This is a genomic window from Microbacterium sp. SORGH_AS_0428 (assembly GCF_031453615.1).
Lineage (GTDB): Bacteria > Actinomycetota > Actinomycetes > Actinomycetales > Microbacteriaceae > Microbacterium.
Map to the genome: position 1 here is coordinate 478317 of NZ_JAVIZT010000001.1, position 23445 is coordinate 501761.

At 70.1% G+C, this 23445-nt stretch carries 20 protein-coding genes; 3 read left to right on the forward strand and 17 right to left on the reverse strand.

Annotated elements, in window-relative coordinates; translation table 11 throughout:
* Positions 1-7: 7 nt before the first annotated feature.
* From leuA to hrcA, 9 genes are all read right to left on the reverse strand, one after another.
* Positions 8-1765, reverse strand: a complete 1758-nt coding sequence (leuA, locus tag QE374_RS02405) for a 2-isopropylmalate synthase (RefSeq protein WP_309731866.1) — start codon at positions 1763-1765, stop codon at positions 8-10.
* Positions 1766-1897: 132 nt separating this feature from the next.
* Entirely contained in the window at positions 1898-2794 is an 897-nt protein-coding gene (gene era, locus QE374_RS02410) for a GTPase Era (RefSeq protein ID WP_309731868.1), read from the reverse strand.
* Entirely contained in the window at positions 2791-4101 is a 1311-nt protein-coding gene (locus tag QE374_RS02415) for a hemolysin family protein (protein ID WP_309731869.1), read from the reverse strand. Before QE374_RS02415 ends, era begins: the two co-directional genes overlap by 4 nt.
* On the reverse strand, positions 4098-4574 hold the full coding sequence (gene ybeY, locus QE374_RS02420; protein WP_234072993.1) for an rRNA maturation RNase YbeY: 477 nt from the start codon (positions 4572-4574) through the stop codon (positions 4098-4100). The genes QE374_RS02415 and ybeY overlap by 4 nt, the downstream gene beginning before the upstream one ends.
* On the reverse strand, positions 4571-5602 hold the full coding sequence (locus tag QE374_RS02425; protein WP_137419099.1) for a PhoH family protein: 1032 nt from the start codon (positions 5600-5602) through the stop codon (positions 4571-4573). The genes ybeY and QE374_RS02425 overlap by 4 nt, the downstream gene beginning before the upstream one ends.
* A 31-nt stretch (positions 5603-5633) precedes the next feature.
* Positions 5634-5981, reverse strand: coding sequence for an HIT domain-containing protein (locus QE374_RS02430; protein WP_309731872.1), 348 nt, complete (start codon positions 5979-5981; stop codon positions 5634-5636).
* A gap of 23 nt (positions 5982-6004) precedes the next feature.
* The gene (locus tag QE374_RS02435) at positions 6005-6742 is read right to left on the reverse strand and encodes a 16S rRNA (uracil(1498)-N(3))-methyltransferase (RefSeq protein ID WP_309731874.1); all 738 of its coding nucleotides are present in this window, start codon (positions 6740-6742) and stop codon (positions 6005-6007) included.
* Between the two features lie 4 nt (positions 6743-6746).
* Positions 6747-7856 (reverse strand): molecular chaperone DnaJ, encoded by a 1110-nt coding sequence (gene dnaJ / locus QE374_RS02440; protein ID WP_274288012.1) that lies wholly within the window; start codon positions 7854-7856, stop codon positions 6747-6749.
* Between the two features lie 44 nt (positions 7857-7900).
* Positions 7901-8938 (reverse strand): heat-inducible transcriptional repressor HrcA, encoded by a 1038-nt coding sequence (gene hrcA / locus QE374_RS02445; RefSeq protein WP_309731875.1) that lies wholly within the window; start codon positions 8936-8938, stop codon positions 7901-7903.
* 102 nt (positions 8939-9040) lie between these two features.
* On the opposite strand from hrcA, the gene QE374_RS02450 reads away from it, so the two are divergent.
* Positions 9041-10456: a carboxylesterase family protein gene (locus tag QE374_RS02450; RefSeq protein ID WP_309731877.1), complete on the forward strand. Its 1416-nt coding sequence runs from the start codon at positions 9041-9043 to the stop codon at positions 10454-10456.
* Between the two features lies 1 nt (position 10457).
* On the opposite strand, the gene hemW is transcribed toward QE374_RS02450, so the two are convergent.
* From hemW to lepA, 3 genes are read right to left on the reverse strand one after another with little or no spacing between them, the layout of a single operon-like run.
* A complete protein-coding gene (gene hemW / locus QE374_RS02455; RefSeq protein WP_309731878.1) occupies positions 10458-11672 on the reverse strand; it encodes a radical SAM family heme chaperone HemW in 1215 nt (404 codons plus the stop codon).
* Entirely contained in the window at positions 11672-12322 is a 651-nt protein-coding gene (locus tag QE374_RS02460) for a DUF1990 family protein (RefSeq protein WP_309731880.1), read from the reverse strand. Before QE374_RS02460 ends, hemW begins: the two co-directional genes overlap by 1 nt.
* Before the next feature lie 51 nt (positions 12323-12373).
* Complete coding sequence (gene lepA, locus QE374_RS02465; protein WP_234073000.1) at positions 12374-14218, reverse strand: translation elongation factor 4; 1845 nt, start codon at positions 14216-14218, stop codon at positions 12374-12376.
* A 52-nt stretch (positions 14219-14270) separates the two neighbouring features.
* On the opposite strand from lepA, the gene QE374_RS02470 reads away from it, so the two are divergent.
* Positions 14271-15008 (forward strand): alpha/beta hydrolase, encoded by a 738-nt coding sequence (locus QE374_RS02470; RefSeq protein WP_309731882.1) that lies wholly within the window; start codon positions 14271-14273, stop codon positions 15006-15008.
* 117 nt (positions 15009-15125) lie between these two features.
* On the forward strand, positions 15126-15386 hold the full coding sequence (gene rpsT / locus QE374_RS02475) for a 30S ribosomal protein S20 (RefSeq protein WP_309731883.1): 261 nt from the start codon (positions 15126-15128) through the stop codon (positions 15384-15386).
* A gap of 64 nt (positions 15387-15450) precedes the next feature.
* Here rpsT and holA read toward each other — a convergent pair whose 3' ends face one another.
* From holA to QE374_RS02500, 5 genes are all read right to left on the reverse strand, one after another.
* Positions 15451-16476 (reverse strand): DNA polymerase III subunit delta, encoded by a 1026-nt coding sequence (holA, locus tag QE374_RS02480; protein ID WP_309731885.1) that lies wholly within the window; start codon positions 16474-16476, stop codon positions 15451-15453.
* Complete coding sequence (locus QE374_RS02485; RefSeq protein ID WP_309731887.1) at positions 16392-18794, reverse strand: ComEC/Rec2 family competence protein; 2403 nt, start codon at positions 18792-18794, stop codon at positions 16392-16394. Before QE374_RS02485 ends, holA begins: the two co-directional genes overlap by 85 nt.
* The gene (locus tag QE374_RS02490) at positions 18794-19381 is read right to left on the reverse strand and encodes a ComEA family DNA-binding protein (RefSeq protein ID WP_309731889.1); all 588 of its coding nucleotides are present in this window, start codon (positions 19379-19381) and stop codon (positions 18794-18796) included. The genes QE374_RS02485 and QE374_RS02490 overlap by 1 nt, the downstream gene beginning before the upstream one ends.
* Positions 19382-19477: 96 nt before the next feature.
* On the reverse strand, positions 19478-22066 hold the full coding sequence (gene leuS / locus QE374_RS02495; protein WP_309731891.1) for a leucine--tRNA ligase: 2589 nt from the start codon (positions 22064-22066) through the stop codon (positions 19478-19480).
* Positions 22067-22129: 63 nt separating this feature from the next.
* A complete protein-coding gene (locus tag QE374_RS02500) occupies positions 22130-23413 on the reverse strand; it encodes an anthranilate synthase component I family protein (protein WP_309731892.1) in 1284 nt (427 codons plus the stop codon).
* Positions 23414-23445 lie beyond the last annotated feature (32 nt).

The following is a 23445-nucleotide window of genomic DNA, read 5'->3' on the forward strand; positions in this document are numbered from 1 at the left end:
TGCGGGATCAGGCGCTGGCGACCAGCTCGCGCTCGCGGGTGCGGATCGCGCGGTTGACGCTCGAGACGACCGCCTTCAGACTCGCCGTCGAGATGTCGCCGTCGATCCCGACTCCCCAGAGGCGCTCGCCGTCGACCTGCAGCTCGACGTAGGCAGCCGCCTGAGCGTCGCCGCCGGCACTCATCGTGTGCTCGACGTAGTCGTACAGCGAGATGTCGAAGCCACGGGAGCGCAGCACCTCGAGGAAGGCGGCGATGGGACCGTTGCCGTTCGCAGTCGCATCCTCGACGGTGTCGCCGTCGCGCAGGCGCACGTTCAGCTCGACGTCGCCGGTCATCTCGCTCGAGGTCCGCGTGCCGAGGAGCTCGAAACGGCCCCAGCGGGCGTCCTCCGACTCCGAAGGCAGGTATTCGTCGGAGAAGACCGACCAGATCTGGTCGCTCGTGACCTCGCCGCCTTCCGCGTCGGTCTTGGCCTGCACGACACCGGAGAACTCGATCTGGAGCTTGCGGGGCAGATCCAGCGCGTGGTCGGTCTTGAGCAGGTATGCCACCCCGCCCTTGCCCGACTGCGAATTGACACGGATGACCGCCTCGTAGGAGCGGCCCAGGTCCTTGGGATCGATGGGCAGGTACGGCACGGCCCACTCGATCTCGTCGACCGAGACACCGCGCGACGCCGCCTCGGCGGCCATCGCCTCGAAGCCCTTCTTGATGGCGTCCTGGTGCGAGCCGCTGAACGCCGTGAACACGAGGTCGCCGGCCCAAGGGCTGCGCTCGGGCACCGGCAGCTGGTTGCAGTACTCGGCCGTGCGCTTGATCTGGTCGATGTCGCTGAAGTCGATCTGCGGATCGATGCCCTGTGTGAACAGGTTGATGCCCAGCGCGACCAGGTCGACGTTGCCCGTGCGCTCGCCGTTGCCGAACAGGCAGCCCTCGATGCGGTCGGCGCCGGCCATGTAGCCCAGCTCCGCGGCGGCGACGGCCGTGCCGCGGTCGTTGTGCGGGTGCAGCGAGATGATGACGTTCTCACGGTGGTTGAGGTTGCGCCCCATCCACTCGATCGAGTCGGCGTAGACGTTCGGGGTGGCCATCTCGACCGTGGCGGGCAGGTTGATGATGACCTTGCGCTCGGGCGTCGGCTCCAGGACCTCGAGCACGGCGTTGCAGATCTCGGCCGCGAACTCGAGCTCGGTGCCCGTGTAGCTCTCGGGCGAGTACTCGTAGTACACCGCGGTGTCGGGGATGCGCTTCTCGTACTCGCGGCACAGCCGCGCTCCCTCGAGCGCGATGTCGATGATGCCCTGCTTGTCGGTACGGAACACGACCTCGCGCTGCAGCACGCTCGTGGAGTTGTAGAGGTGCACGATCGCCTGCTTCGCGCCGGCGATGGCCTCGTACGTGCGCTCGATGAGGTGCTGGCGCGCCTGCGTCAGCACCTGAATGGTGACGTCGTCGGGGATCAGATCCTTCTCGATCAGTTCCCGCACGAAGTCGAAGTCCGTCTGGCTCGCGCTCGGGAAGCCGACCTCGATCTCCTTGTAGCCCATGCGCACGAGCAGGTCGAACATGACGCGCTTGCGCTCGGGGCTCATCGGGTCGATCAGCGCCTGGTTGCCGTCGCGGAGATCGACCGCGCACCAGCGCGGCGCCTCGGTGATCCGCTTGGCGGGCCAGGTGCGATCGGGCAGATCCACACGGATCTGCTCGTGGAACGGACGGTACTTGTGCGTCGGCATGCCGGACGGCTTCTGAGTGTTCTCCATGGCTGCTTTCCTCGTCGGATGATGGGGGCCGTCGACGAGCTCCGCGACGAGAAGGGCCCTAGATCGAGGTCTCGTCGCGGCGACTAAGGAGAAGCACGGCCGCGCGCATGCGGACAGCTTACACCCGGCACCTCAGAAGCCGAGGCGCCCCAGCTGCTTCGGATCGCGCTGCCACTCCTTGGCCACGCGCACGTGCAGCGACAGGTACACACGGCGCCCGAGCAGCTGCTCGATCCCGGCGCGCGACGCCGCACCCACATCGCGCAGCCGCTGCCCCTTGCGTCCGATGATGATCGCCTTCTGGCTGTCTCGCTCGACGACGATGTCGGCGAACACGTCCGTCAGATCGGAATCCTCGCGCTCGGAGATGTCCTGGACGACGACCGCGATGGAATGCGGGAGCTCCTCGCGGGCATCACCCAGCGCCGCTTCACGGATGATCTCGGCGATGCGGTCCTCGGTGGTCTCGTCCGTCACCACGTCCGCGTCGTACAGCGCAGGGCCAGTCGGCATGAGCGCGAGCAGCTCGTCGGAGAGCACCCCCAGCTGCTCCCCCGTCAGAGCGGACAGCGGGATGACGGCGTCCCAGTCCTCGCGGAGGGAGTCCACCTCGATCAGTCGCTCGGTGATCTGCTCGCGGGATGCGGCATCCGTCTTCGTGACCACGGCGACCTTGCGTGCGCGGGGGTAGCCGTTCAGCGACTCCGCGATGCGGCGATCACCGGGGCCGACCTTCTCGGTCGCCGGCGCACAGAACGCGATGACGTCGACGTCGCCGAGCACGTCCTCGACCAGGTCGTTGAGGCGCTGCCCGAGCAGGGTGCGGGGTCGGTGCAGTCCCGGCGTGTCGACGACGACCAGCTGACCGGCGGGCCGATTCACGATGCCGCGGATGGCACGACGCGTCGTCTGCGGCTTCTCGCTCGTGATGGCGATCTTCTCGCCCACGAGGGCGTTGGTGAGCGTCGACTTGCCGACGTTCGGGCGGCCCACGAATGTCACGAAGCCGCTGCGGTGCTCGTCGGTCATCGTTCTCCCTTCACCGGCACGGGGATCGATCCCGTCCGGGTATCCGTCTGCGGTTCCGGGGCGCGTTCGACGAGGACCGTCGCAAGACCGCGTCCCCGTCCGCGGGAGGCCCCGCCCGTCAGGTTGAGGCCTTCGTACGTGACGCTGGCGCCGGGCTGCGGGACCCGACCCAGCACCTTGCCCAGAAGCCCGCCGATGGAGTCGACCTCGTCGTCGTCGAGTTCGAGGCCGAACAGTTCGCCGACGGCATCCAGGCCCAGGCGAGCGCTCACCCGGTAGCGGTCGGGGCCGAGCTCGACGACCTCCGTCGCCGGGGCGTCGTACTCGTCGGCGATCTCGCCCACGAGCTCCTCGATCACGTCCTCCAGGGTCACGAGGCCCGCGATGCCGCCGTACTCGTCGACGACCATGCACACGTGCACCGCGTCGCGCTGCATCTGCTGCAGCAACGGTTCGACGCGCATCGACTCGGGGACGAAGACGGGCACGCGGGCGAGCTGCGCCACCGACTGCGCACCCCAGTCCTGCTCGTCGCGGAACGCGCGGCGCACGAGGTCCTTGAGATAGAGGATGCCGCTGACGTCCTCGCCGTCGGCGGTGAGGACTGGGATGCGGGACACGCCGGTGTCCAGGAAGATCCGCAGCGCCTCCCGCGCCGTGTCGTCCTCAGCGAGCGTGACGAGGTCGGTGCGCGGCACCATGACCGCTCGGACGTAAGTGCCGGTGAACTCGAAGACCGAGTGGATGAGCTCGCGGTCGTCCTCTTCGATCAGATCGTGCATGGCCGCTTCGTCGACCATGCTGAGCAGCTGTTCCTCGGTGTCGAAGGATGCCCCGCGTGCGCCACCCGGGGTCACCCGGCTGCTCAGCGCGACGAGGCCGTGCGCGAGCGGACCGAGAAGGATGCGGACGCCCCTGATCACCGGCGCGGCTCCGCGTAGCAGACCCTCGGCGTGGCGGCGGCCCACAGAACGGGGGCTGACACCGACCGCCACGAACGAGAGGCCCGTCATGAGCACGACGGCCGCCAGAATCGCCCACCAGACGTTGTCGAACAGCTGGTCGAACGCGGCCGTCACGAGCACGGCGGCGCCGGTCTCCGCCAGCACGCGGATGAAGGCCACCGCGTTGGCGTGCGCTTCCGGGTCGGCGCTGATGCGACCGAGCGGTACGGCGTTGCGCCCGGACCCCGAGAGGTCGACGAGGTCCTGGCGGGAGGTGACGCCGAACGCCGCGTCGATCGCCGCCATGAGAGCGCCGAACGCGATGAGCAGAACGGCCGCGGTCAGCAGCAGAGCAGCGGTCATCCCCGCGCCCTGCGCCGCTCGGCGAGGGTGAAGGCGACGATGAGATCGCGCTGCAGACCGAACATCTCGGCCGCGTCGTCGGGCTCGGCGTGATCGAAGCCGAGCAGGTGCAGCAGCCCGTGCGTGGTGAGCATGATCAGCTCGTCCTGCATCGGATGCGGCGGCTTCGCCTCGCGGGCCTGGGTCTCGGCGACCTGAGGGCACAGCACGATGTCGCCCAGCAGGCCGGGAGGCGTCGGGGCTTCTTCGGAGCCGGGCCGCAGCTCGTCCATCGGGAAGCTCAGCACGTCGGTGGGTCCCGGCTCGTCCATCCACTGCACGTGCAGCGCTTCCATCGCACCCTCGTCGACCAGGAGGATCGCGACGTCGGCGTCCGGGCTGATGTGCAGCTCGGAGAAGTTGCTCTCCATGAGGCGCAGCAGCACGGTCTCGTCGACGTCGATGCCGGACTCGTTGGTGATCTCGATCGTCATGAGCGTCCTCGCTTCGGAAGGTGGTCGCGCGCGCCGCCGCGCCTCTGGGCACGATTGGCGAGCTCGCTGGCCTCGTCCCGCTCGCGCCGCGAGGCGAGGCGTCGCTCGTCGAACTCGGTGTAGGCGTCGACGATCTTGCCCACGAGCGTGTGACGCACCACGTCGTCGCTGGTCAGGTAGGAGAAATGGATGTCGTCGATGTCCTTGAGCACCCGCGTGACCAGGCGGAGGCCGGAGGCACCCTGCGGCAGGTCGATCTGCGTGATGTCGCCGGTGACGACCATGCGCGTCCCGAACCCCAGGCGGGTGAGGAACATCTTCATCTGCTCGGGCGTCGTGTTCTGCGCCTCGTCGAGCACCACGAAGGAGTCGTTGAGCGTGCGCCCGCGCATGTAGGCGAGCGGCGCCACCTCGATGGTTCCACTCGCCATGAGCTTGGGGACGAGCTCCGGGTCGAGCATCTCGTTCAGCGCGTCGTAGAGCGGCCGCAGGTACGGATCGATCTTGTCGGTGAGCGAACCGGGGAGGAAGCCGAGGCGCTCCCCCGCTTCGATCGCCGGCCGGCTGAGGATGATCCGGCTGACCTCCTTGCGCTGCAGGGCTTGGACGGCCTTCGCCATCGCCAGGTAGGTCTTGCCCGTGCCGGCGGGCCCGATGCCGAACACGATCGTGTTCTCTTCGATCGCATCGACATAGGCCTTCTGCCCGAGCGTCTTCGGGCGGATGACCTTCCCTCGCGACGACAGGATCGCCTCGCCCATGACCTCGGAGGGACGCATCCCGCCGTCGGTGTCGAGGATGCGGCGTGACGACGCGACGTCGGCGGGGCCGAGGTCCTGTCCGCGGCGGGTCATGACCAGCAGCTCCTCCACGAGCGTCTTCGCCGCGGCGACCTCGGCGGCCGAACCGGAGAGGGTGATCTCGTTGCCGCGCACGTGGACGTCGACATCCGGATGTTCGCGCTCGACCACGCGCAGGAGGCGATCCTGCGGTCCGAGAAGCTGCACCATGGCGATGCCGTCGGCCATCAGCTTCTCGACGGCTTCGGGCTGGGGCTGCTCAGGCACCGACACTCCCCTCCGAAAGGTCGCCGGCGAGGACGTGCGCGTGCACGTGGAAGACGGTCTGGCCTGCGCCGGCACCGGAGTTGAAGACGAGGCGGAAGTCGCCGTCCGCGTGCTCCGCCGCGACCTTGCCCGCGACCTCGACCATCTCGGCCAGCAGATCGGGCGCATGGGCCGCGAGCGAGACGACATCGCGGTAGTCGGGGCTCTTCGGGATCACCAGGAGGTGCACGGGGGCCTGGGGCGCGATGTCACGGATGACGAACACGCGCTCGGTCTCGACGAGGATCTCCGCGGGGATCTCGCCCTGCAGGATGCGGGTGAACACGGACGGCTCGCTCATTCCCCCAGTCTATGCGTGCGCGTTCACCACCGACCCAGGAGGGCCTCGATGGCGGCGAGGGCGGCCGGCCCCGCGGTGGAGGTGCGCAGGACCCCGGCACCGAGTCGCACCGGGTGCGCGCCCGCCGCGGCGAACGCGTCGAGCTCGGCGGCGTCGATCCCTCCCTCGGGCCCCACGACGAGCAGGATCTCCGGGGCATCCCGCAGCTCCCGCATCCTGGTGCTGAGCGATTCGGATGCACCGGGCTCCAGCACGAGGGTCGGGACGGCGGCGGCGCGCTGCGCGATCTGCGTGCTCGTGCGCACCTCGCCCACCTCCGGAACCCACGCGCGGTGGGCCTGCTTGGCGGCTTCGCGGACGATCTGCGTCCAGCGGGCGCGGCCCTTGACCGCCTTGGCGGCATCCCAGCGCGAGACGCTGCGGGCGGCCTGCCAGGGCACGACCTCGGCCACGCCGAGTTCCGTCGCCGCCTGCACCGCCATCTCGTCACGGTCGCCCTTCGCCAGCGCTTGGACGAGGACGAGGCGCGGCGCGGGCGCAGGGACGTCCTCGCGCCGATGGATCTCGACCGCCACGTCCCGCGGCGCGACCCTGACGCACGTCCCGGTCGCCCAGACTCCTCGCCCGTCGCCGATCGTGACCTCCTCGCCCACGCGCACCCGCCGCACGGTGGCGGCGTGGTGCGCCTCGGCTCCGGTCAGCGTGACCGTGCGGCCGGGATGCGCGTCGGATGCGTCGTCGAGGAGGAAGTGCAGCGCCATCGGATCACCCGTTGCGGAAACGGTCGCGCAGCTTGGCGAACAGGCCCTGCTGGAACTCCGACAGGCGGGGAGCCGGCGCCTTCGTCTTCTTGGCGAACTCCTCGATGAGAGCCCGCTCCTTGTGGTCGAGGCGGGTCGGGGTGACGACGTGCACGCCGATCTTCAGGTCGCCGCGCTGGTTCCCGCGAAGCGGAGTGATGCCGCGTCCCTTGATCGTCAGCACGTCGCCGGCCTGGACCCCGGCTCGCAGCTCGAGGTCGACCGGGCCGTCCAGCGCCTCGATGCGGGTGGTGGTGCCGAGGATCGCGTCGGGCATCGAGACGTCGAGGGTCGCGAGCAGGTCGTCGCCGTCGCGACTGAAGACCTCGTCGGCGGCCACCGTGATCTCCAGATACAGGTCGCCATGGGGACCGCCCGCCGGGCCCACCTCACCGGAACCGGGAAGCTGCAGTCGCAGGCCCGTCTCGACGCCCGCGGGGATGTCGACCGAGACCGTGCGCCGCGCACGCACCCGACCCTGGCCCTGGCACGTCGCGCAGGGGTAGGGGATGGTGGTGCCGTAGCCCTGGCACGTCGCGCAGGGCTGGTTGGTGACGACGTTGCCGAGCAGACTCCGGACCGTACGCTGGACGTGGCCGCTGCCGTGGCAGATGTCGCAGGTGACCGGCGACGTGCCGGGCTGGCAGCAACCGCCCTCGCACGTCTCGCACAGCACGGCGGTGTCCACCTCGATGTCGCGATGGGCGCCGAAGATCACCTCTCGCAACTCGAGCGTGACGCGAACGAGGGCGTCCTGTCCTCGTTCGGTGCGCGAACGAGGGCGCACCCGTCCCGCACCGCCGCCGCCGAAGAACGTGTCGAAGATGTCGCTGAACCCGCCGAAGCCCTGCGCCCCGCCGAATCCGCCGCTGTCGCCGCCCATGTCGTAGCGGCGACGCTGCTCGCTGTCGCTCAGCACGTCGTACGCGTGCGTGACCAGCTTGAACCGCTCCGCCGCATCCTCACCGGGGTTCACGTCGGGATGCAGCTGGCGCGCGAGCTTGCGATACGCCTTCTTGATGTCGTCCTGCGATGCGTCGCGAGGCACCCCGAGTACTTCGTAGTGGTCTGCCACTTCAGCCTTCCCGTCCGCGTGCTGCGGAATCGTCACGCACGCGCTCAGCGCGCGCGTTCGTCGTCTTCCAGCAGACGGCTCAGGTAGTGAGCCACGGCACGGACGGCCGCGAGGTTGCTGGAGTAGTCCATCCGGGTGGGTCCGAGCACGCCCACGCGCGCCTGCCCTCCGGTCGTGTCGTAATCGCTGGCGACCACCGACGCCTCGACGAGCCCGAACGCCTCGTTCTCGCGTCCGATGGATGCCGCGAGCCCCTGCTCGTCGGCCACCATCTCCCCCATCAGGCGCAGCAGAGTCACCTGCTCCTCGATCGCCTCCAGCAGCGGATAGATGCTGCCGCGGAAGTCGCCCTCGGCGCGGGCGAGGTTGGCGGTCCCCGCCATGACCAGCCGATCCTGACGGAACTCGTCGAGCTCCTCGCCGACGGTGCGCAGGAGCGCGCCGAGGGCGCGGTCGGCTCGACTGTCGGTCAGTGCCTCGGCCAGAGCCTGCGCGACGCGCTGCGTGCCCTCGCGCACCGGTTGGCCGGTCACGAGGACCGAGACCTGTGCACGGAGCGTCGCCACATCCGTCTCCTCGAGCGGCTCGGGACCGGCCATCAGACGCTGCGACACGCGACCGGTGTCGGTGACCAGCACGACGACCAGACGCGACCCGCCGAGGTGGACGAGTTCGACGTGGGTGATGCTCGCGCGCTCGAACGACGGATACTGCACGAGTGCGACCTGACCGGTGAGTTGGGTGAGGGCCCGCACCGTGCGTCCGAGCATGTCGTCCAGGTCCGCCGGAGCTCCGAGGAACGCCGTGATCGCCGAGCGCTGGGCGCTCGTGAGCGGGCGGAGCTCGGCGAGGTGGTTCACGAAGACGCGGTACCCCTTGTCGGTCGGCACGCGGCCGGACGAGGTGTGCGGTGCGGTGATGAGCTCCTCGTCCTCGAGCAGCGCCATGTCGTTGCGGATCGTCGCCGCGGACACGCCGAACGAATGACGCTCGACGATCGACTTGCTGCCGACGGGTTCGCGCGTCTCGACGTAGTCCTGGACGATCGCCCGAAGGACGTCAAGTCCCCGATCGCTGACCATGCGCACTCCCTCCTGGCACTCGAGGTCTGGGAGTGCCAATTCTAGCGCGCTCGCGAGGCGAGTCGCCGGACGGCCACCCGTAGACTCTCGAGAGGAGGTCGCATGTCGTATCCCGTCATCCACACCGAGACCGGAGCCGTATCCGGAACCCGCGTCGAGGGGATCGAACGATACCTCGGCATCCCTTACGCCGCGCCCCCGGTCGGAGCGCGACGATTCGCTCTTCCCGAGCCCGTCGCGCCATGGGACGGCGTGCGCGAAGCCACCGCGTTCGGGCCCACATCGCCGCAATCGCCGTACCCGGGTGAGATCGGCAAGCTCCTCCCCTCGACCATCATCCCCGGCGACGACATCCTGACCGTGAACGTGTGGCGCCCGGGCGAGGCCGACGGCGCCGCGGTCATGCTGTGGTTCCACGGCGGGGCACTCGAGCGCGGCACGGCGGCGATCAGCACGTACGACGGCACCCCGTTCGCGCGCGATGGCATCGTGTTCGTCTCGGCGAACTACCGACTGGGCGCAGAGGGGTTCTCGGTGCTCCCCGACGCCCCGCGCAACATCGGGCTGGCGGATGCGGCCGCGGCTCTTCGGTGGACATCTCGCAACATCGCCCGCTTCGGGGGCGATCCCTCGCGGATCACGATCTTCGGCGAGTCCGCCGGCGGTGCCGTCGTCGCCGCGCTCCTGGCCCGCGAGGACCTGCGCCCGCTTCTCGCGGGGGCGATCATCGAGTCGGGGCCGCTGGACGCCGCGACCACGGAGCGCGCGGCCCGACCCGCCCGCGACATCGCGCGCCGGCTCGGGACGACCGCCACCGCCGAGGCCCTGCGCCGCGTCCCGCCTCAGCGGCTGGTCGCGGTGAGGGACGAGCTGACGGCGAGCTCCACCCTGCTGAGGGCGGCACCGGGGTACAACGCGACGATCGATCCCGCGACGCTGCCGGAGAACCCGCGACGCGCCCTCGTCGATGCCGAGCGTCCGGTCATGATCGGCACGAACACCGATGAATACCGTCTGTGGTATCCGCCCGAGGCGCTCGCGAAGCTCTCACGACGTACATACGCTCTCCTCGCTCTCGCCAAGCGCCTCCCTCGCGGCGTGTGGCGCGCGTACCGGGCGGCGTTCCCCGCCGCCTCTCCGGGAGAGATCATCGGACAGGTCCTGACGGATCTGACCGTGCGGCAGCCGGCGATCGCGCTCGCGCGTGCGCGCACGGCACAGACCTTCGTCTACGAGTTCTCCTGGCCGAGTCCCGTGCGCGATCTCCGCGCCGCGCACGCCCTCGAGATCGGCTTCGTCTTCGACGCGCTCGGCGACGAGGGAGCAGTCACGATGGCCGGGACGGGAGCTCCGCAGGAGCTGGCCGCGCGGATGCACGCCGACTGGATCCGCTTCGCCGAGACCGGCGATCCGGGATGGCCCGCCTTCCGCGGCGATTCGCTGGTGCGCCGCTACGACGCCGTGACACAGGACGTGACGCTCCCGCGTGCCGAAGCGCTCGCGGCGCTCACCCGCTGACTCAGTCGGTCAACGCGCGCACGACCGCGTCGGCCAGCAGCCGGCCGCGCCGCGTGAGCACGATGCGCCCGCGCAAAGCGGCCGCGCCCTCGATGAGCCCGTCGGCGATGAGCCCGGCGACCGCACTGCGCCGATCGCTCGGAACAACCTCGATCGGCAGCCCCTCACGGATGCGGGACTCCAGCAGGATCCGCTCGAGCATGCGCGCCTGGTGATCGGGGACCTCCCTCGCCGCCGCCGGCGACGAGCCCAGCGAGAGCCGTTGCGCGTATGCGGCCGGGTGCTTCACGTTCCACCAGCGCACGCCGGCGACATGGCTGTGCGCGCCCGGACCGAACCCCCACCAGTCGGTGCCGCGCCAGTAGGCGAGGTTGTGGCGCGAGCGGTGGTCTGCGCCGCGTGCCCAGTTCGACACCTCGTACCAGTCGTAGCCCGCGTCCGCCATCGCGTCGTCGACGAGCTCGTACATCTCGGCCTGCAGATCGTCATCGGGCGCGGGCACGTCACCGGAGCGGATGCGGCGCGCGAGCTTCGTGCCGTCCTCGATGATGAGCGCGTAGGCGGAGAGATGATCCGGCTCCAGTGCCAGCGCGGCCTCGACCGATGCGCGCCAATCGGACAGGGACTCCCCCGGCGCGCCGTAGATCAGATCGACGCTCACGTCGAGCCCAGCCGCCCGCGCACCGGCCACGGCCGCAGCGACGTTGACGGGATCGTGCGTGCGATCGAGGGCGGCGAGCACGTGCGGCACGCTCGACTGCATGCCGATCGAGACGCGGGTCACTCCCGCCTCGGCCAGTTCGGCGAGGGACTCGTGAGTGACCGAGTCGGGGTTGGCCTCGACCGTGATCTCGGCCCCGTCCGCGATGCCGAAGCCCTCGCGGACGGCCTGCAGCATCCCCCCCAGCGCCCTCGATGACAGCAGCGTCGGCGTGCCCCCGCCGAAGAAGACCGTCTGCGCCGGCCGCGGGGCGCCTGCCAGCACCCGGGTCGCCAATGCGATCTCGCGACTCAGGTCGTCGGGGTAGTCGTCGCGTCGGTGACCGCGCAGCTCCTCGGCCGTGTAGGTGTTGAAGTCGCAGTATCCGCAGCGCACACGGCAGTAGGGGACGTGGATGTAGATTCCGAAGTCGGTGCCGGTATCCACCACCGTGCCCTCGGGGAGAGCTCCGTCGGCGGGCGCGATGTCGCCGTCGGGAAGGACCGATGGGGCCATCAGGCGGGGGTCGTGTACATGGGCGAGATCGCGCGCAGGTACCGGCCGAACAGCTCGCGCCGACGGCGGCGAACGAGCGCGGGGAGGAGGCGGTAGAGCGGCGCCACCGGGCGATCGAACGCGCGCACGGTGAACCAGACCTCGTCGTCGCCGCGCCACTCGATCATGAACGACTCCTCGCCGCTCACCACGGAGTCGCGCACCGTGCCGAGCGCGAACCCGATACGACGCTTCTCCTCGACGACGAAGATCACGCGCAGCTCGGCGTCGACGCGGTAACCGCCGACACGTCCGCGCACGTGCACCGACGATCCGGCTGCCACGTACGGCGTCCCGTCCGCATCGAAGCGCTGATCGGCATCGAGGCGGCTCGGCGCGATGGGCTGACCTTCGTCGTCGAACGAGACACCCGAGTAGCTCGGATCGGATGCGGGGCGCACTTCGGCGATCGAGATGCCCCCGTCGCGCAGGGCACTCCAGGAGAGCAACGCGTCGCCCGCCGAGCGGAAGCGCTCCTCCCCGCTGCCGAGCTTCCACGACTCCTGCGCGGGGATGCTCTTCTCCGGCGGGTATTGGAGGAGGTCGGGAGCCTGCGTCGCCCCGACGGCGGCGTAGTCGACGGTCTCGTCCCGGAAGGTCCCACGGCGCATGGTCTCCAGCGTACCGAGCCGGCCTGGATGCACGATCCGAATGTGAATCCCCTACTTCTTCGTCTCGACGTCGCCCGACAGCGCGGCGATGAACGCCTCCTGGGGCACCTCGACGCGGCCGACCATCTTCATGCGCTTCTTGCCCTCCTTCTGCTTCTCGAGGAGCTTGCGCTTACGCGTGATGTCGCCGCCGTAGCACTTGGCGAGCACGTCCTTGCGGATGGCGCGGATGTTCTCGCGGGCGATGATCCTCGCGCCGATGGCGGCCTGGATCGGAACCTCGAACTGCTGACGAGGGATGAGCTTGCGCAGCCGCTCGGTCATCATCGTGCCGTAGGCGTACGCCTTCTCGCGGTGCACGATCGAGCTGAAGGCGTCGACCTTCTCGCCCTGCAGGAGGATGTCGACCTTCACGAGGTCGGCGGTCTGGGATCCTGCGGGTTCGTAGTCCAGGCTCGCGTAACCCTGCGTACGGCTCTTGAGGTGATCGAAGAAGTCGAAGACGATCTCACCCAGCGGCATGTTGTAGCGCAGCTCGACGCGGTCCTCGCTGAGGTAGTCCATCCCCAGCAGCGTTCCGCGACGTGACTGGCACAGCTCCATCACGGTGCCGACGTAGTCCTTGGGAAGCAGGATGCCGACCTTGACGACCGGCTCGGACACCTCGGCCACGCGGCCGTCCGGGTACTCGCTCGGGTTGGTGACGGTGACCGTCTCGCCGGTGTCCGTCATGACCTCGTACGTCACGGAGGGCGCGGTGGTGATGAGGTCGAGGCCGAACTCGCGCGAGAGGCGCTCGGTGATGATCTCGAGGTGCAGAAGCCCCAGGAATCCGCATCGGAATCCGAAGCCGAGGGCGACGGAGGTCTCCGGCTCGTACTGCAGCGACGCGTCGGAGAGCTTCAGCTTGTCGAGCGCCTCACGCAGCTCCGCGTAGTCGCTGCCGTCGATCGGGTAGATGCCCGAGAAGACCATCGGCTTGGGGTCGGTGTAGCCGGGCAGTGCGTCGGTGGCGGGCTTGCGGTGGTTCGTGATCGTGTCGCCGACCTTCGACTGACGCACGTCCTTCACACCGGTGATCAGGTACCCGACCTCGCCGACGCCCAGGCCCTTGGTGGGGACGGGCTCGGGGCTGGAGACGCCGATCTCGAGCAGTTCGTGGGTGGCCTTCGTCGACATCATCTGGATCCGCTCACGCGGCTCGAGCTTGCCGTCGACCATGCGGACGTACGTGACGACGCCGCGGTACGCGTCATAGACCGAGTCGAAGATCATCGCGCGCGCCGGCGCCGCGGGATCTCCGACAGGTGCCGGGATGCGCTCGACGATCCGATCCAGCAGGGCTTCGACGCCCATGCCCGTCTTGCCGCTGACGCGCAGCACGTCTGCGGGGTCGCCGCCGATGAGTCCCGCGAGTTCGGCCGCGTACTTCTCGGGATCCGCCGCCGGCAGGTCGATCTTGTTCAGCACCGGGATGATCGTCAGGTCGTTCTCGAGTGCGAGATAGAGGTTCGCGAGCGTCTGCGCCTCGATGCCCTGCGCCGCATCCACCAGGAGGATCGCGCCCTCGCACGCGGCGAGCGATCGGCTCACCTCGTAGGTGAAGTCGACGTGCCCGGGGGTGTCGATCATGTTGAGCGCGTACGTGCCGTTCGCGTCGGACCACGGCATCCGCACGGCCTGGCTCTTGATCGTGATGCCGCGCTCGCGCTCGATGTCCATCCGGTCGAGGTACTGCGCGCGCATGTCGCGGTCGGCGACGACGCCGGTGATCTGCAGCATCCGGTCGGCCAGCGTCGACTTGCCGTGGTCGATGTGGGCGATGATGCAGAAGTTGCGGATCAGCTCGGGCGGAGTCGCGGACGGCTGCAGGGGCTTGAGGGCGCGCGGTGACATGTTCCGTCGATTCTACGGGGAGCAGCCGGCCGCCCGAGCCTAGGCTGGAGCGATGACGGTGCAGGTGGTCCTGGTACACGGGATCCGCACGTCCGCGTCGATGTGGCGCGCCCAGCGGGAGAGCCTGACGGCCGCAGGCATCGGCGTGAACGCCCTCGACCTTCCCGGTCACGGCACGCGCATGGCCGAGCCGTTCACGCTCGATGAGGCGTTCGCCACGATCGATCGCGCGGTGCGCGTCGCAGCCGAGCACGGACCCGTGCTGCTGGTCGGCCACTCCATGGGCGGGCTGCTGTGCATCGAGTACGCCGGGCAGGCCGATCCCCCGCCGATCGCCGGGTTCATCGCCGCATCCTGCACCGCGGTACCGCGCGGGCTCGGACTGCGCACGTACCGCACGCTGGCCCGCGCCTTCGACGCACTTCCCGATCGCGGGATGCGGCTCACCCGGTACGTGCTCTCCCGGACGCTTCCCGAGCACACCCGCGCCGACTTCGGGGCGGGCGGCTATGCCCTCGACGCCCAGGACGGGGCGCTCGCACAGCTCGCACAGCTCGACGTGCTGGCCTGCCTCGCCCGCATCCGCGTACCGCTCTGGTTCGTCAACGGGCAGTACGATCAGCTGCGCGTCAACGAGCGTCTCTTCCAGCAGATCGCACCTCACGCAGAACTCATCGTCATCCCCCGCACGAGCCATCTCGTGTCGGCCATGCGCCCCGAGGCCTTCGACGCGGTCATCGCACTGGCCGTCGCCACGATCGAGGCGGGTGCGAAGGACCCGGTCTGGTAGACTCCTTGTTTGGCTTGCGCGTGAAGGGTTTTCCCGCTCTTCACGACCGCCGCGAAGCGCCCCTCTACCGCTGACCGGCAACTTCCGAGCAGACTCCGAAACGAAAGTTCACGACACGTGGCAAACATCAAGTCGCAGATCAAGCGCAACAAGACCAACGAGAAGGCGCACGAGCGCAACAAGGCCGTCAAGAGCGAGCTGAAGACCGCGGTGCGTCGCACCCGCGAGGCCGTCGCCGGCGGCGACAAGGCCGCCGCCGAGAAGGCGCTCGTCGCGGCCACCAAGAAGCTCGACAAGGCCGTCAGCAAGGGCGTCATCCACAAGAACCAGGCCGCGAACCGCAAGTCCGCGATCGCGAAGCAGGTCTCCGCTCTCTGAGCCGCTTCCTCCTCGAAGGCCCGTCGCTGTCGCGGCGGGCCTTCGTCGTTGTCGAGGACGGGGCTCAGGCCGCGTAGGGGGCGCGCGTGGCGATGACCGTGACGAGGCGTTCGAGCGCGAACACGGCATCGCGGGAGCCGCCCTTGACCTCGGCGTCTGCGCGCGCGGTCGCCTGGATCGCCAGACCCAGCGAGTCCTGGGTCCATCCCGACAGGTCGCGGCGGGCGCGATCCACCTGCCAATCCTTCATGCCCAGCCGTGTCGCGAGCTGCCGGGACGGCTCGCGCGTTCCGGCCACCCGGGCCATCGTGCGAAGCTTCATCGCGATCGCGGCGACCATCGGAACCGGGTCGGCGCCCGAGTCGAGCGCCTGCCGCAGCGCGAGGAGCGCCTCTCCGTAGCGACCCGCGATCGCCGTGTCGGCGACGGTGAAGGCCGAGGTCTCCACGCGACCGCCGTAGTACCGCTCGACGATCTGCTCGGTGATGTCGCCGTCGACATCGTTCACGAGCTGCTGGCAGGCCGCGGCGAGTTCCGTCAGGTCGTCCGAGAAAGCGCCGACGAGCGCCCGCAGCGCGGCGGGCACGATGCGCCGGCCCGCTTCGCGGAACTCGCTCGCGGCGAAGTCGTATCGATCCGAATCGCGCTTGATGGCAGGACACGCCACCTCGACGCCGCCACCGGATCCGCTCCGGATCGCTTCCAGGAGCTTTTTGCCCCGTACGCTCGCGCCGGTGTGACGCAGCACGACCGTCGCACCTTCCTGCGGGTTCTCCAGGTAGGCCAACGCCTCCGCGAGGAAGGCGTCGGAGCACTTCTCGACGCTGCGGATGCGCACCAGTCGCGGCTCCCCGAACAGCGAGGGCGCGCTGACGGCCAGAAGCGTGCCGGCCGTGTAGTCGGACGCGTCGATGTCTGAGATCTCGAGGCTCGGGTCTTCGGCGCGCAGGTAGTCGCGGAGCCTGGCTGTGGCGCGCTCCGCGCAGACCTCTTCGGGGCCCGAGATCAGCACGATCGGCGCCGGCTCCGGCGTCCGCCACGATTGCTGCGGGATCGCACTGCGCGTCGGGGTGGACTTTCGGATCGCCATCCTCCCAGCCTACCGAGGGCGGTGGACGTCGCCTCCGCCCGCTCTCGCCACAGCGTCGTGCGCCCGTCGCTCATCCCCACGAGGATGAGGCCGTCGAGGTCGGTGCGCGCCACGGTCGCGCCCTGTGCGGACAGGATGTCGAGGATCTCCGTGCGGGGGTGTCCGTAGTCGTTGCCGGCTCCCACGCCGATCAGCGCGAGAGACGGAGCGACCTGACGCTGCAGTCCCGCATCCTGATCCGCGGAGCCGTGATGCGCGACCTTCAGGACCTCGTACCGCCCGCGCAGCTCTCCGCTCGCGCGCAGCGCCCGCTGCGCATCGGCGCCGAGGTCCCCGAGCATGAGCGTGCGGGGCACCTCGCCTCCTTGGACCTCCACCACGACGCTGGCGTCGTTGCCGGGTGACACGGTGCGGCCCGACGGCCACACGACCCGCCATCGCGCAGCTCCCAGCACGCCACCCATCCCTGCTGCACCGGCGACCACATCCCGCGCGCCGACCGCGAGGACCCGCGCGATGTCGCGCTCGTCGGCGGGACCGTGCATCAGAAGGCCCACGGGTGCAGGCACCGCGTCGAGGCCGCCCACGTGGTCGGCGTCGAAATGGGTCAGCACCAGCAGGTCGATCCGTGTGATCCCCAGCCTCGCGAGACAGGAGGCGAGCGCCTCGGGCTCCGGGCCGGTGTCGACGAGCATGACCGCGCCGGCTGAGCGGACCACGACGGCGTCCCCCTGTCCGACGTCGCACATGGCGATGCTCCAGTCCTGAGGCGTCGTCAGCGGAACGACGAAGGAGTCGACCACGAGGATCCCCGCCATCGCCGCGGCCGCGGCTGCGGTCGTCACCGCAGCGATCGCGCGACCGCCGCGAGCTACGCGCGCTCGTCCCGGCGGGAGCAGGAGCACCGTGCCGGCCGCTGTCACCACGACGAGGCCGACGAGCCCGGGCAGGCCTTCGGCCCACGGGAGGGTGCGCGCGGGCAGCGCGCCGACCACTTCCGCGATGCCCGCGATCCAGGCGGCCGGCAGCCAGGTGAGTGCGGACAGCCCCGCCTGCAGTACGGGAACCGGCCCCGCGAGGCACGCGGCCAGACCGAGCACGGTGGCGACCGGGGCGGCGGGAGCCGCGAGAAGATTCGCCGGCACCCCGTAGACGGCCACCCCGGGACTGACGAGCACGATGAGGGGGCCGCACGCGAGCTGCGCCGACAGCGGCACGGCCAGCGCCAGGGAGAGGGAAGCCGGCAGGAACCTGCCGAGACCCCGCGCGAGGGGCGGGGCGAGCACGAGCAGCGCCGCCGTCGCCGCCACCGACAGCGCGAACCCCAGTGACAGCGCCAGCCACGGATCGGCGGCCAGCAGCACGCACACTGCCAGGGCAAGGAGGGCGAGTCCGCTCCCCCGCCGCCCCAGCAGCAACGCGAACATGGCGATCGCGGACATCGTGGCCGCGCGGACGACACTGGGCTCGGGCGTCACCAGGACGACGAAACCCGCGAGCGCCGACAGCCCGGCGATCACACGCCCCGTGCGACCGAGCCCGCACCGGGCCGCAAGGAGGAACGCGAGCCCGACCACGATGGCGCAGTTCGCACCGGAGACCGCGGTGAGGTGAGTGAGCGATGCGGCGCGCATCTGCTGCTCCAGCTCCGCGTCGACGCCACCGGTGTCGCCGACGGCGAGCCCGGGAATGAGACTCGCGCCGGGCGCGGGCAGGCCCTCGGTCGACGCGGCGAGTCGCTCACGCAGCCAGGCGGATGCGGCCGCGACCCCCGCCGGCTGCTCCATCAGCTCGACCCGCTCCGCACGCACGACCAGCACGGCACGGTCGCCGGGTTCTGCCGCGAAGGCCCCACCGTCGATCCGGACGAGGGCACCGATCTCGGCTCCGCCCGGACGCTCGGACATCAGGACCGTCACCGGCACCCCCGCGGCGACAGGCTCGCGTCCGGCAGACACCGACACCGCCACCGCATCCGCTCGAAAGCCGAGTGAGGTCGTCTCGATCTTGCCGACGATCGAGAACCCACCGCTCACCTGATGACCGTCGCCCACCTCGAGCGCAGCCGCGCGGGGCGGATCCTGCACGGACACCGACACCGCCGGAATCGCCCCCAGCAGCAGGGCGAGCGTCACGAGCGTCCACGAACGCCTGCGCCCCGGTCGCCCGATCAGAGCAGCCGTCAGCGCGGTCGCCACGGCACCTCCGCCGCCGAGCAGAGCCAGGAAGGGCGCTGCCTCCGGCTGCGTGATCGCGAGGGCGGCGACGACCCAGGAGAGAACAGCAGCGGGCACCAACCGCCACGCGCGCCGATCCATCACACCGTCACGAGATCGCGGAGGCCGGCGAGCATCTTCTCGCCGATCCCGGGCACCCCGAGCAGATCGTCCACACTCGAGAACCGGCCGTTCTGCTCCCGCCAGTCCACGATCCGCTGCGCGATGGCCGGTCCGACGCGCGGCAACTCATCGAGCTGTTCCACCCCGGCGGTGTTGAGGTTGATCGGGCCGCCGCCTGCGTTCTCACCCCCCGACGCACCCGCGGGGGGCGCCTGCCCCACCTCGAGCACGACGAGCTGCTCCCCGTCGCTCAGCGGCCGGGCGAGGTTCACCGCCGCCGTATCGGCGCTCTCACCGAATCCGCCCGCCGCCGAGATCGCATCGGCGACCCGCGACCCCGCCGCCAGGACGTAGAGCCCGGGCGCGGCCACCGCACCCGAGACGTGCACATAGACCTCGGCGACCTCTGCCGCCGCAGTGGGCGTCACGATCGGTGCCGGCGGAGGCACCGCTGCGCTCCGGAGCACCCCCACCACGACCGTCACGGCCAACACGAGCAGCGCCAGCACGATGACCGCGCCGACGCCCAGCCGCACACGTCCTGCGGGATCGGATGCGGGCTTCACACGCCCACGCTAGGAACCCGCCTCCCGGCCCGAACAGGGGAACCCCCGCGGTGTGCATGCACCGCGGGGGTTCCTCCGATGGGGAGAGCAGCTCGCTCAGCGCGTGCTGAAGCTCACGACCTTCGGCGGACGAACGATCGCCCGCACGATCTCGCGCTCACCGAGTGCGCGCTGCACGCGGCTGTCCTCGCGCGCCAGCCGCTCGAGTTCCTCGCCGCCGATCTTGGCCGACACCTCCAGCGTCGCCCGCACCTTGCCGTCGATCTGGACGACGGCGGTGATGGTGTCCTCCACCAGCAGCGTGCCGTCGGCCTGACGCCAGGACGCGAGACCGACGGACGGCTCGTAGCCGAGCTGAGACCACATCTCCTCCGCGGTGTGCGGCGCGAAGAGGTCGAGGATCATCGCGGTGGCCTCGGCGGCCTCGCGGACGGCGGGGTCCGCCGCGCCCGCGCCGGAGTCGATCGTCTTGCGGGTCGCGTTGACGAGCTCCATGAGGCGCGCGACGACGACGTTGAACTTCGTCTGCTCGATCAGCGAGGGCGCGTCCGCCCACAGGCGGTGCGTGACGCGCCGCAGGGCCGTGTCGCCCTCGGCCCACACCGCATCCGTGGGGCTGGAGACCTCGCCCGCGATGCGCAGCGCACGCGCGAGGAACTTCGTCGCGCCGGTCGTCGAGACGTCCTTCCAGTCCTTGTCGTCCTCCACGGGGCCCGCGAAGGCCAGTCCGACGCGCAGCGCGTCGGCGCCGTGGGCGTCGAGCTCGTCCTGGAACAGCACGAGGTTGCCCTTGCTCTTGGACATCTTCGCGCCGTCGAGGATGACCATGCCCTGGTTGATCAGGCTGGAGAAGGGCTCGGTGAAGTCGACGTAGCCCATGTCGTAGAGCGCCTTGACGATGAACCGGGCGTACAGCAGGTGCAGGATCGCGTGCTCGACGCCGCCGATGTAGAAGTCCACCGGGGCCCACTTGGAAGCCTCTCGACCCGAGAAGGCGGCATCGGGATCCCCCGGCGACAGGAAGCGCAGGTAGTACCAGGAACTGTCGACGAAGGTGTCCATCGTGTCGGGGTCGCGACGCATGGGCTCGCCGGTCTCCGGGTCGCTCGCCTGGACCCACTCGGTCGCGCCACCGAGCGGTGAGGTTCCCTGCGGCAGAAGGTTGAGCCCCTCCGGGTCGGGCAGACGCACCGGCAGCTGGTCATCGGGCACCGGAACGATGCGGCCGTCGTCGCCGTGCAGCATCGGGATGGGGGTGCCCCAGAACCGCTGGCGCGAGATCAGCCAGTCGCGCAGGCGATAGGTCTTGGCCGCACGGCCCGTCCCCGCGGCCGTGAGCTCCTCGATGGCGCGCGCGATCGCGTTGCGCTTGCTGAGGCCGTTGAGGCTGCCCGAGTTGATCAGGCGACCGTCACCGCTGAGCGCGACACCGGTGCGCACCGGGTCGATGTCGTCGAGGGTGTCGGCGCCCTCGAGCGGGTCGATCGGGTTGCCGTCGGCGTCGAGCTCGATCACCGGCACGGCGCCCGTGATGGGCGCCGTCGTGTCGACGACGATCTTCACGGGCAGATCGAACGCGCGCGCGAAGTCGAGGTCGCGCTGGTCGTGCGCGGGCACGGCCATGACCGCGCCGTGCCCGTAGTCGGCCAGGACGTAGTCGGCGGCCCAGATCGGCAGGCGTTCCCCGTTGATGGGGTTGATCGCGTAGCGATCGAGGAACACGCCCGTCTTCGGCCGGTCGGCGTTCTGACGCTCCACATCCGTCGTCTGCTGCACCTGGGACAGGTACGCCTGGAACCGCTCGCGCGCGGCGGGACCGGCCCCCGCTGCCAACTCCGCAGCGAGGTCGGAGTCGGGCGCGACGACCATGAAGGTGGCGCCGTGCAGCGTGTCGGGGCGCGTGGAGAACACCGTGACCTTCTCGGCACGGCCTTCGATCTCGAAGTCGATATCGGCACCGACCGAACGGCCGATCCAGTTGCGCTGCATCTGGATGACCTTGTGCGGCCAGAAACCCTCGAGCTGGTTGAGGTCGTCGAGCAGACGGTCGGCGTAGTCCGTGATCCGGAAGTACCACTGGGTCAGCTTCTTCTTCACGACCAGGGCGCCGCAGCGCTCGCAGTGCCCGTCGATGACCTGCTCGTTGGCGAGCACCGTCTGATCGTGCGTGCACCAGTTGACCGGGCTCTCCTTGCGGTACGCCAGGCCTCGCTCGTAGAGCTTCTGGAACAGCCACTGGTTCCAGCGGTAGTACTCCGGGTCACTCGTGTGCAGAACGCGGCTCCAGTCGAAGGAGACGCCGTAGGCCTTGAGGCTCTCCTTCTGCTGGGCGATGTTGTCGTACGTCCAGGTGACGGGGTTCGCGCCGCGCTTGATGGCCGCGTTCTCGGCCGGGAGACCGAAGGAGTCCCATCCGATCGGGTGGAGCACGTTGTACCCGCGGTGACGCCAGAATCGGGCGACGATGTCCGAGTAGAGGTAGTTCTCGGCGTGCCCCATGTGCAGGTCGCCGGAAGGATACGGGAACATCGCGAGCACGTACTTGCGCGGGCGGGTGTCGTTCTCGCCGCCGGCGCGGAACGGGTCGCTTTCCGCCCAGCGCTGCTGCCACTTGTCCTGGATGGCGTGGGCGTCGAAGCCGCCGTCGGCGGACGCGCCTGCGGTGTCGGTCGAGGTCGTAGACACAGAGGGACCAATCGTGGAGTGTCGGGAAGGTGCGCAAGGCGCAAATTTCAGGATACCCGACCCCTAACCACCCCAGTCGGCCGGGAGCCTCGCCCCTGCCGCCCGCAGCGGCGCCGTGGCCTTCAGCGCCACCTCCGCGACCTCGGCGGCGACGTCCGAGGACCAGGTGATCCCGCCGCCCGCTCCCACGTAGGCGCCCCCCGGATGCACGACGAGGGTGCGGATCGTCATGGCCAGATCGAAGGCGCCGTCATCGCCCACCCACCCGGCACACCCGGAGAACGCACCCCGGGGTGCGCCCTCGATGTCGTGCAGCAGCGTCATCGCCGACAGCTTGGGCGCCCCCGTCATGCTGCCCGCGGGAAAGACCGCCGCCAGCATCTCCCCCAGCGTGACGCCCGGATGCGGCACCCCGCTGACCGAGCTCACGAGCTGATGCACGCGCGGATAGGTCTCGACCTCCAGCAGACGGTCCACGCTCACCGTCGCCGGATCGCACACACGCGCCAGGTCGTTGCGCATGAGGTCGACGATCATCACGTTCTCGGCCTGCTCCTTGGGGTCGGCCGCGAGCTCGGCCGCGAGCTCGGCATCCGCCTCGGGCGTCGCGCCGCGTGGACGCGTCCCCTTGATCGGGTGCGTGCTGACGCGCCCGTCGCGCGCGAGGAGGAAGCGCTCCGGGCTCGCACCCGCCAGCGCGATCCCGCCGCTTCGCAGCAGGAGTCCGTGATGCGAGGGGCTGTCGGTCCGAAGCGCCGCGTAAGCCTGGAGAGCATCGACCTCGCCGGGCACGTCGAAGCGCGTCGTGAGGCAAAGCAGATAGGCATCCCCGCGACCGATGGCTGCGATGGTGGTGCGGATGTCGTCGGCGTAGCGGACCGCGTCGACCCGCGCGATCGCCGCGCCTCGATCGGCCACCGCAACAGGATCGACCGGAGCCGCCGACGTGATGCGCGCGGCCCAGGCCTCGGCGTCCTCGCCGCTGACCCACGTCACGCCGGCGGCGTGATCGAAGGTCACGAGCGTGCGCACCCGCATCCAGCTCTCGCGCGGCATGTCGTCGGCGGCGACGGGGGCGCCGGCCGCATCCGCGCCGGCCTCGTACGAGAGCCATCCCACCCACCCGCTCCGGAACGGTCCGGCGGGATGCGCAGCGGTGCCACCCGCGGCGACCCGCACCGCACGGACCTGGGCGCCGTCGGCGGGGATGCCGCATCCGATCCAGCTGTAGCCCGCGCCGGCGTCGGGCCCCGCATCGAGCCAGAACGTGTGGTCGCGCTCGGCGAAGAGTGCGTGGACGGCTGCGGGATCGTTCGCGCCGTGCACGCGGACAGGATCAGCGGGCACGCTCCCAGGCTAGCGATACCGCGAGCATCTAG

What these genes read in the sequence shown, in the direction of transcription:
- QE374_RS02415 (WP_309731869.1), bottom strand. Translation starts at nt 4,101, where the DNA reads ATGACCGCTGCTCTGCTGCTGACCGCGGCCGTTCTGCTCATCGCGTTC.
- QE374_RS02470 (WP_309731882.1), top strand. Translation starts at nt 14,271, where the DNA reads ATGACGGTGCAGGTGGTCCTGGTACACGGGATCCGCACGTCCGCGTCG.
- QE374_RS02430 (WP_309731872.1), bottom strand. Translation starts at nt 5,981, where the DNA reads ATGAGCGAGCCGTCCGTGTTCACCCGCATCCTGCAGGGCGAGATCCCC.
- lepA (WP_234073000.1), bottom strand. Translation starts at nt 14,218, where the DNA reads ATGTCACCGCGCGCCCTCAAGCCCCTGCAGCCGTCCGCGACTCCGCCC.
- QE374_RS02435 (WP_309731874.1), bottom strand. Translation starts at nt 6,742, where the DNA reads ATGGCGCTGCACTTCCTCCTCGACGACGCATCCGACGCGCATCCCGGC.
- QE374_RS02460 (WP_309731880.1), bottom strand. Translation starts at nt 12,322, where the DNA reads ATGCGCCGTGGGACCTTCCGGGACGAGACCGTCGACTACGCCGCCGTC.
- hrcA (WP_309731875.1), bottom strand. Translation starts at nt 8,938, where the DNA reads ATGGTCAGCGATCGGGGACTTGACGTCCTTCGGGCGATCGTCCAGGAC.
- holA (WP_309731885.1), bottom strand. Translation starts at nt 16,476, where the DNA reads ATGGCGATCCGAAAGTCCACCCCGACGCGCAGTGCGATCCCGCAGCAA.
- QE374_RS02425 (WP_137419099.1), bottom strand. Translation starts at nt 5,602, where the DNA reads ATGGCCGACGGCATCGCCATGGTGCAGCTTCTCGGACCGCAGGATCGC.
- QE374_RS02485 (WP_309731887.1), bottom strand. Translation starts at nt 18,794, where the DNA reads ATGGATCGGCGCGCGTGGCGGTTGGTGCCCGCTGCTGTTCTCTCCTGG.
- era (WP_309731868.1), bottom strand. Translation starts at nt 2,794, where the DNA reads ATGACCGACGAGCACCGCAGCGGCTTCGTGACATTCGTGGGCCGCCCG.
- leuA (WP_309731866.1), bottom strand. Translation starts at nt 1,765, where the DNA reads ATGGAGAACACTCAGAAGCCGTCCGGCATGCCGACGCACAAGTACCGT.
- QE374_RS02450 (WP_309731877.1), top strand. Translation starts at nt 9,041, where the DNA reads ATGTCGTATCCCGTCATCCACACCGAGACCGGAGCCGTATCCGGAACC.
- hemW (WP_309731878.1), bottom strand. Translation starts at nt 11,672, where the DNA reads ATGGCCCCATCGGTCCTTCCCGACGGCGACATCGCGCCCGCCGACGGA.
- ybeY (WP_234072993.1), bottom strand. Translation starts at nt 4,574, where the DNA reads ATGACGATCGAGATCACCAACGAGTCCGGCATCGACGTCGACGAGACC.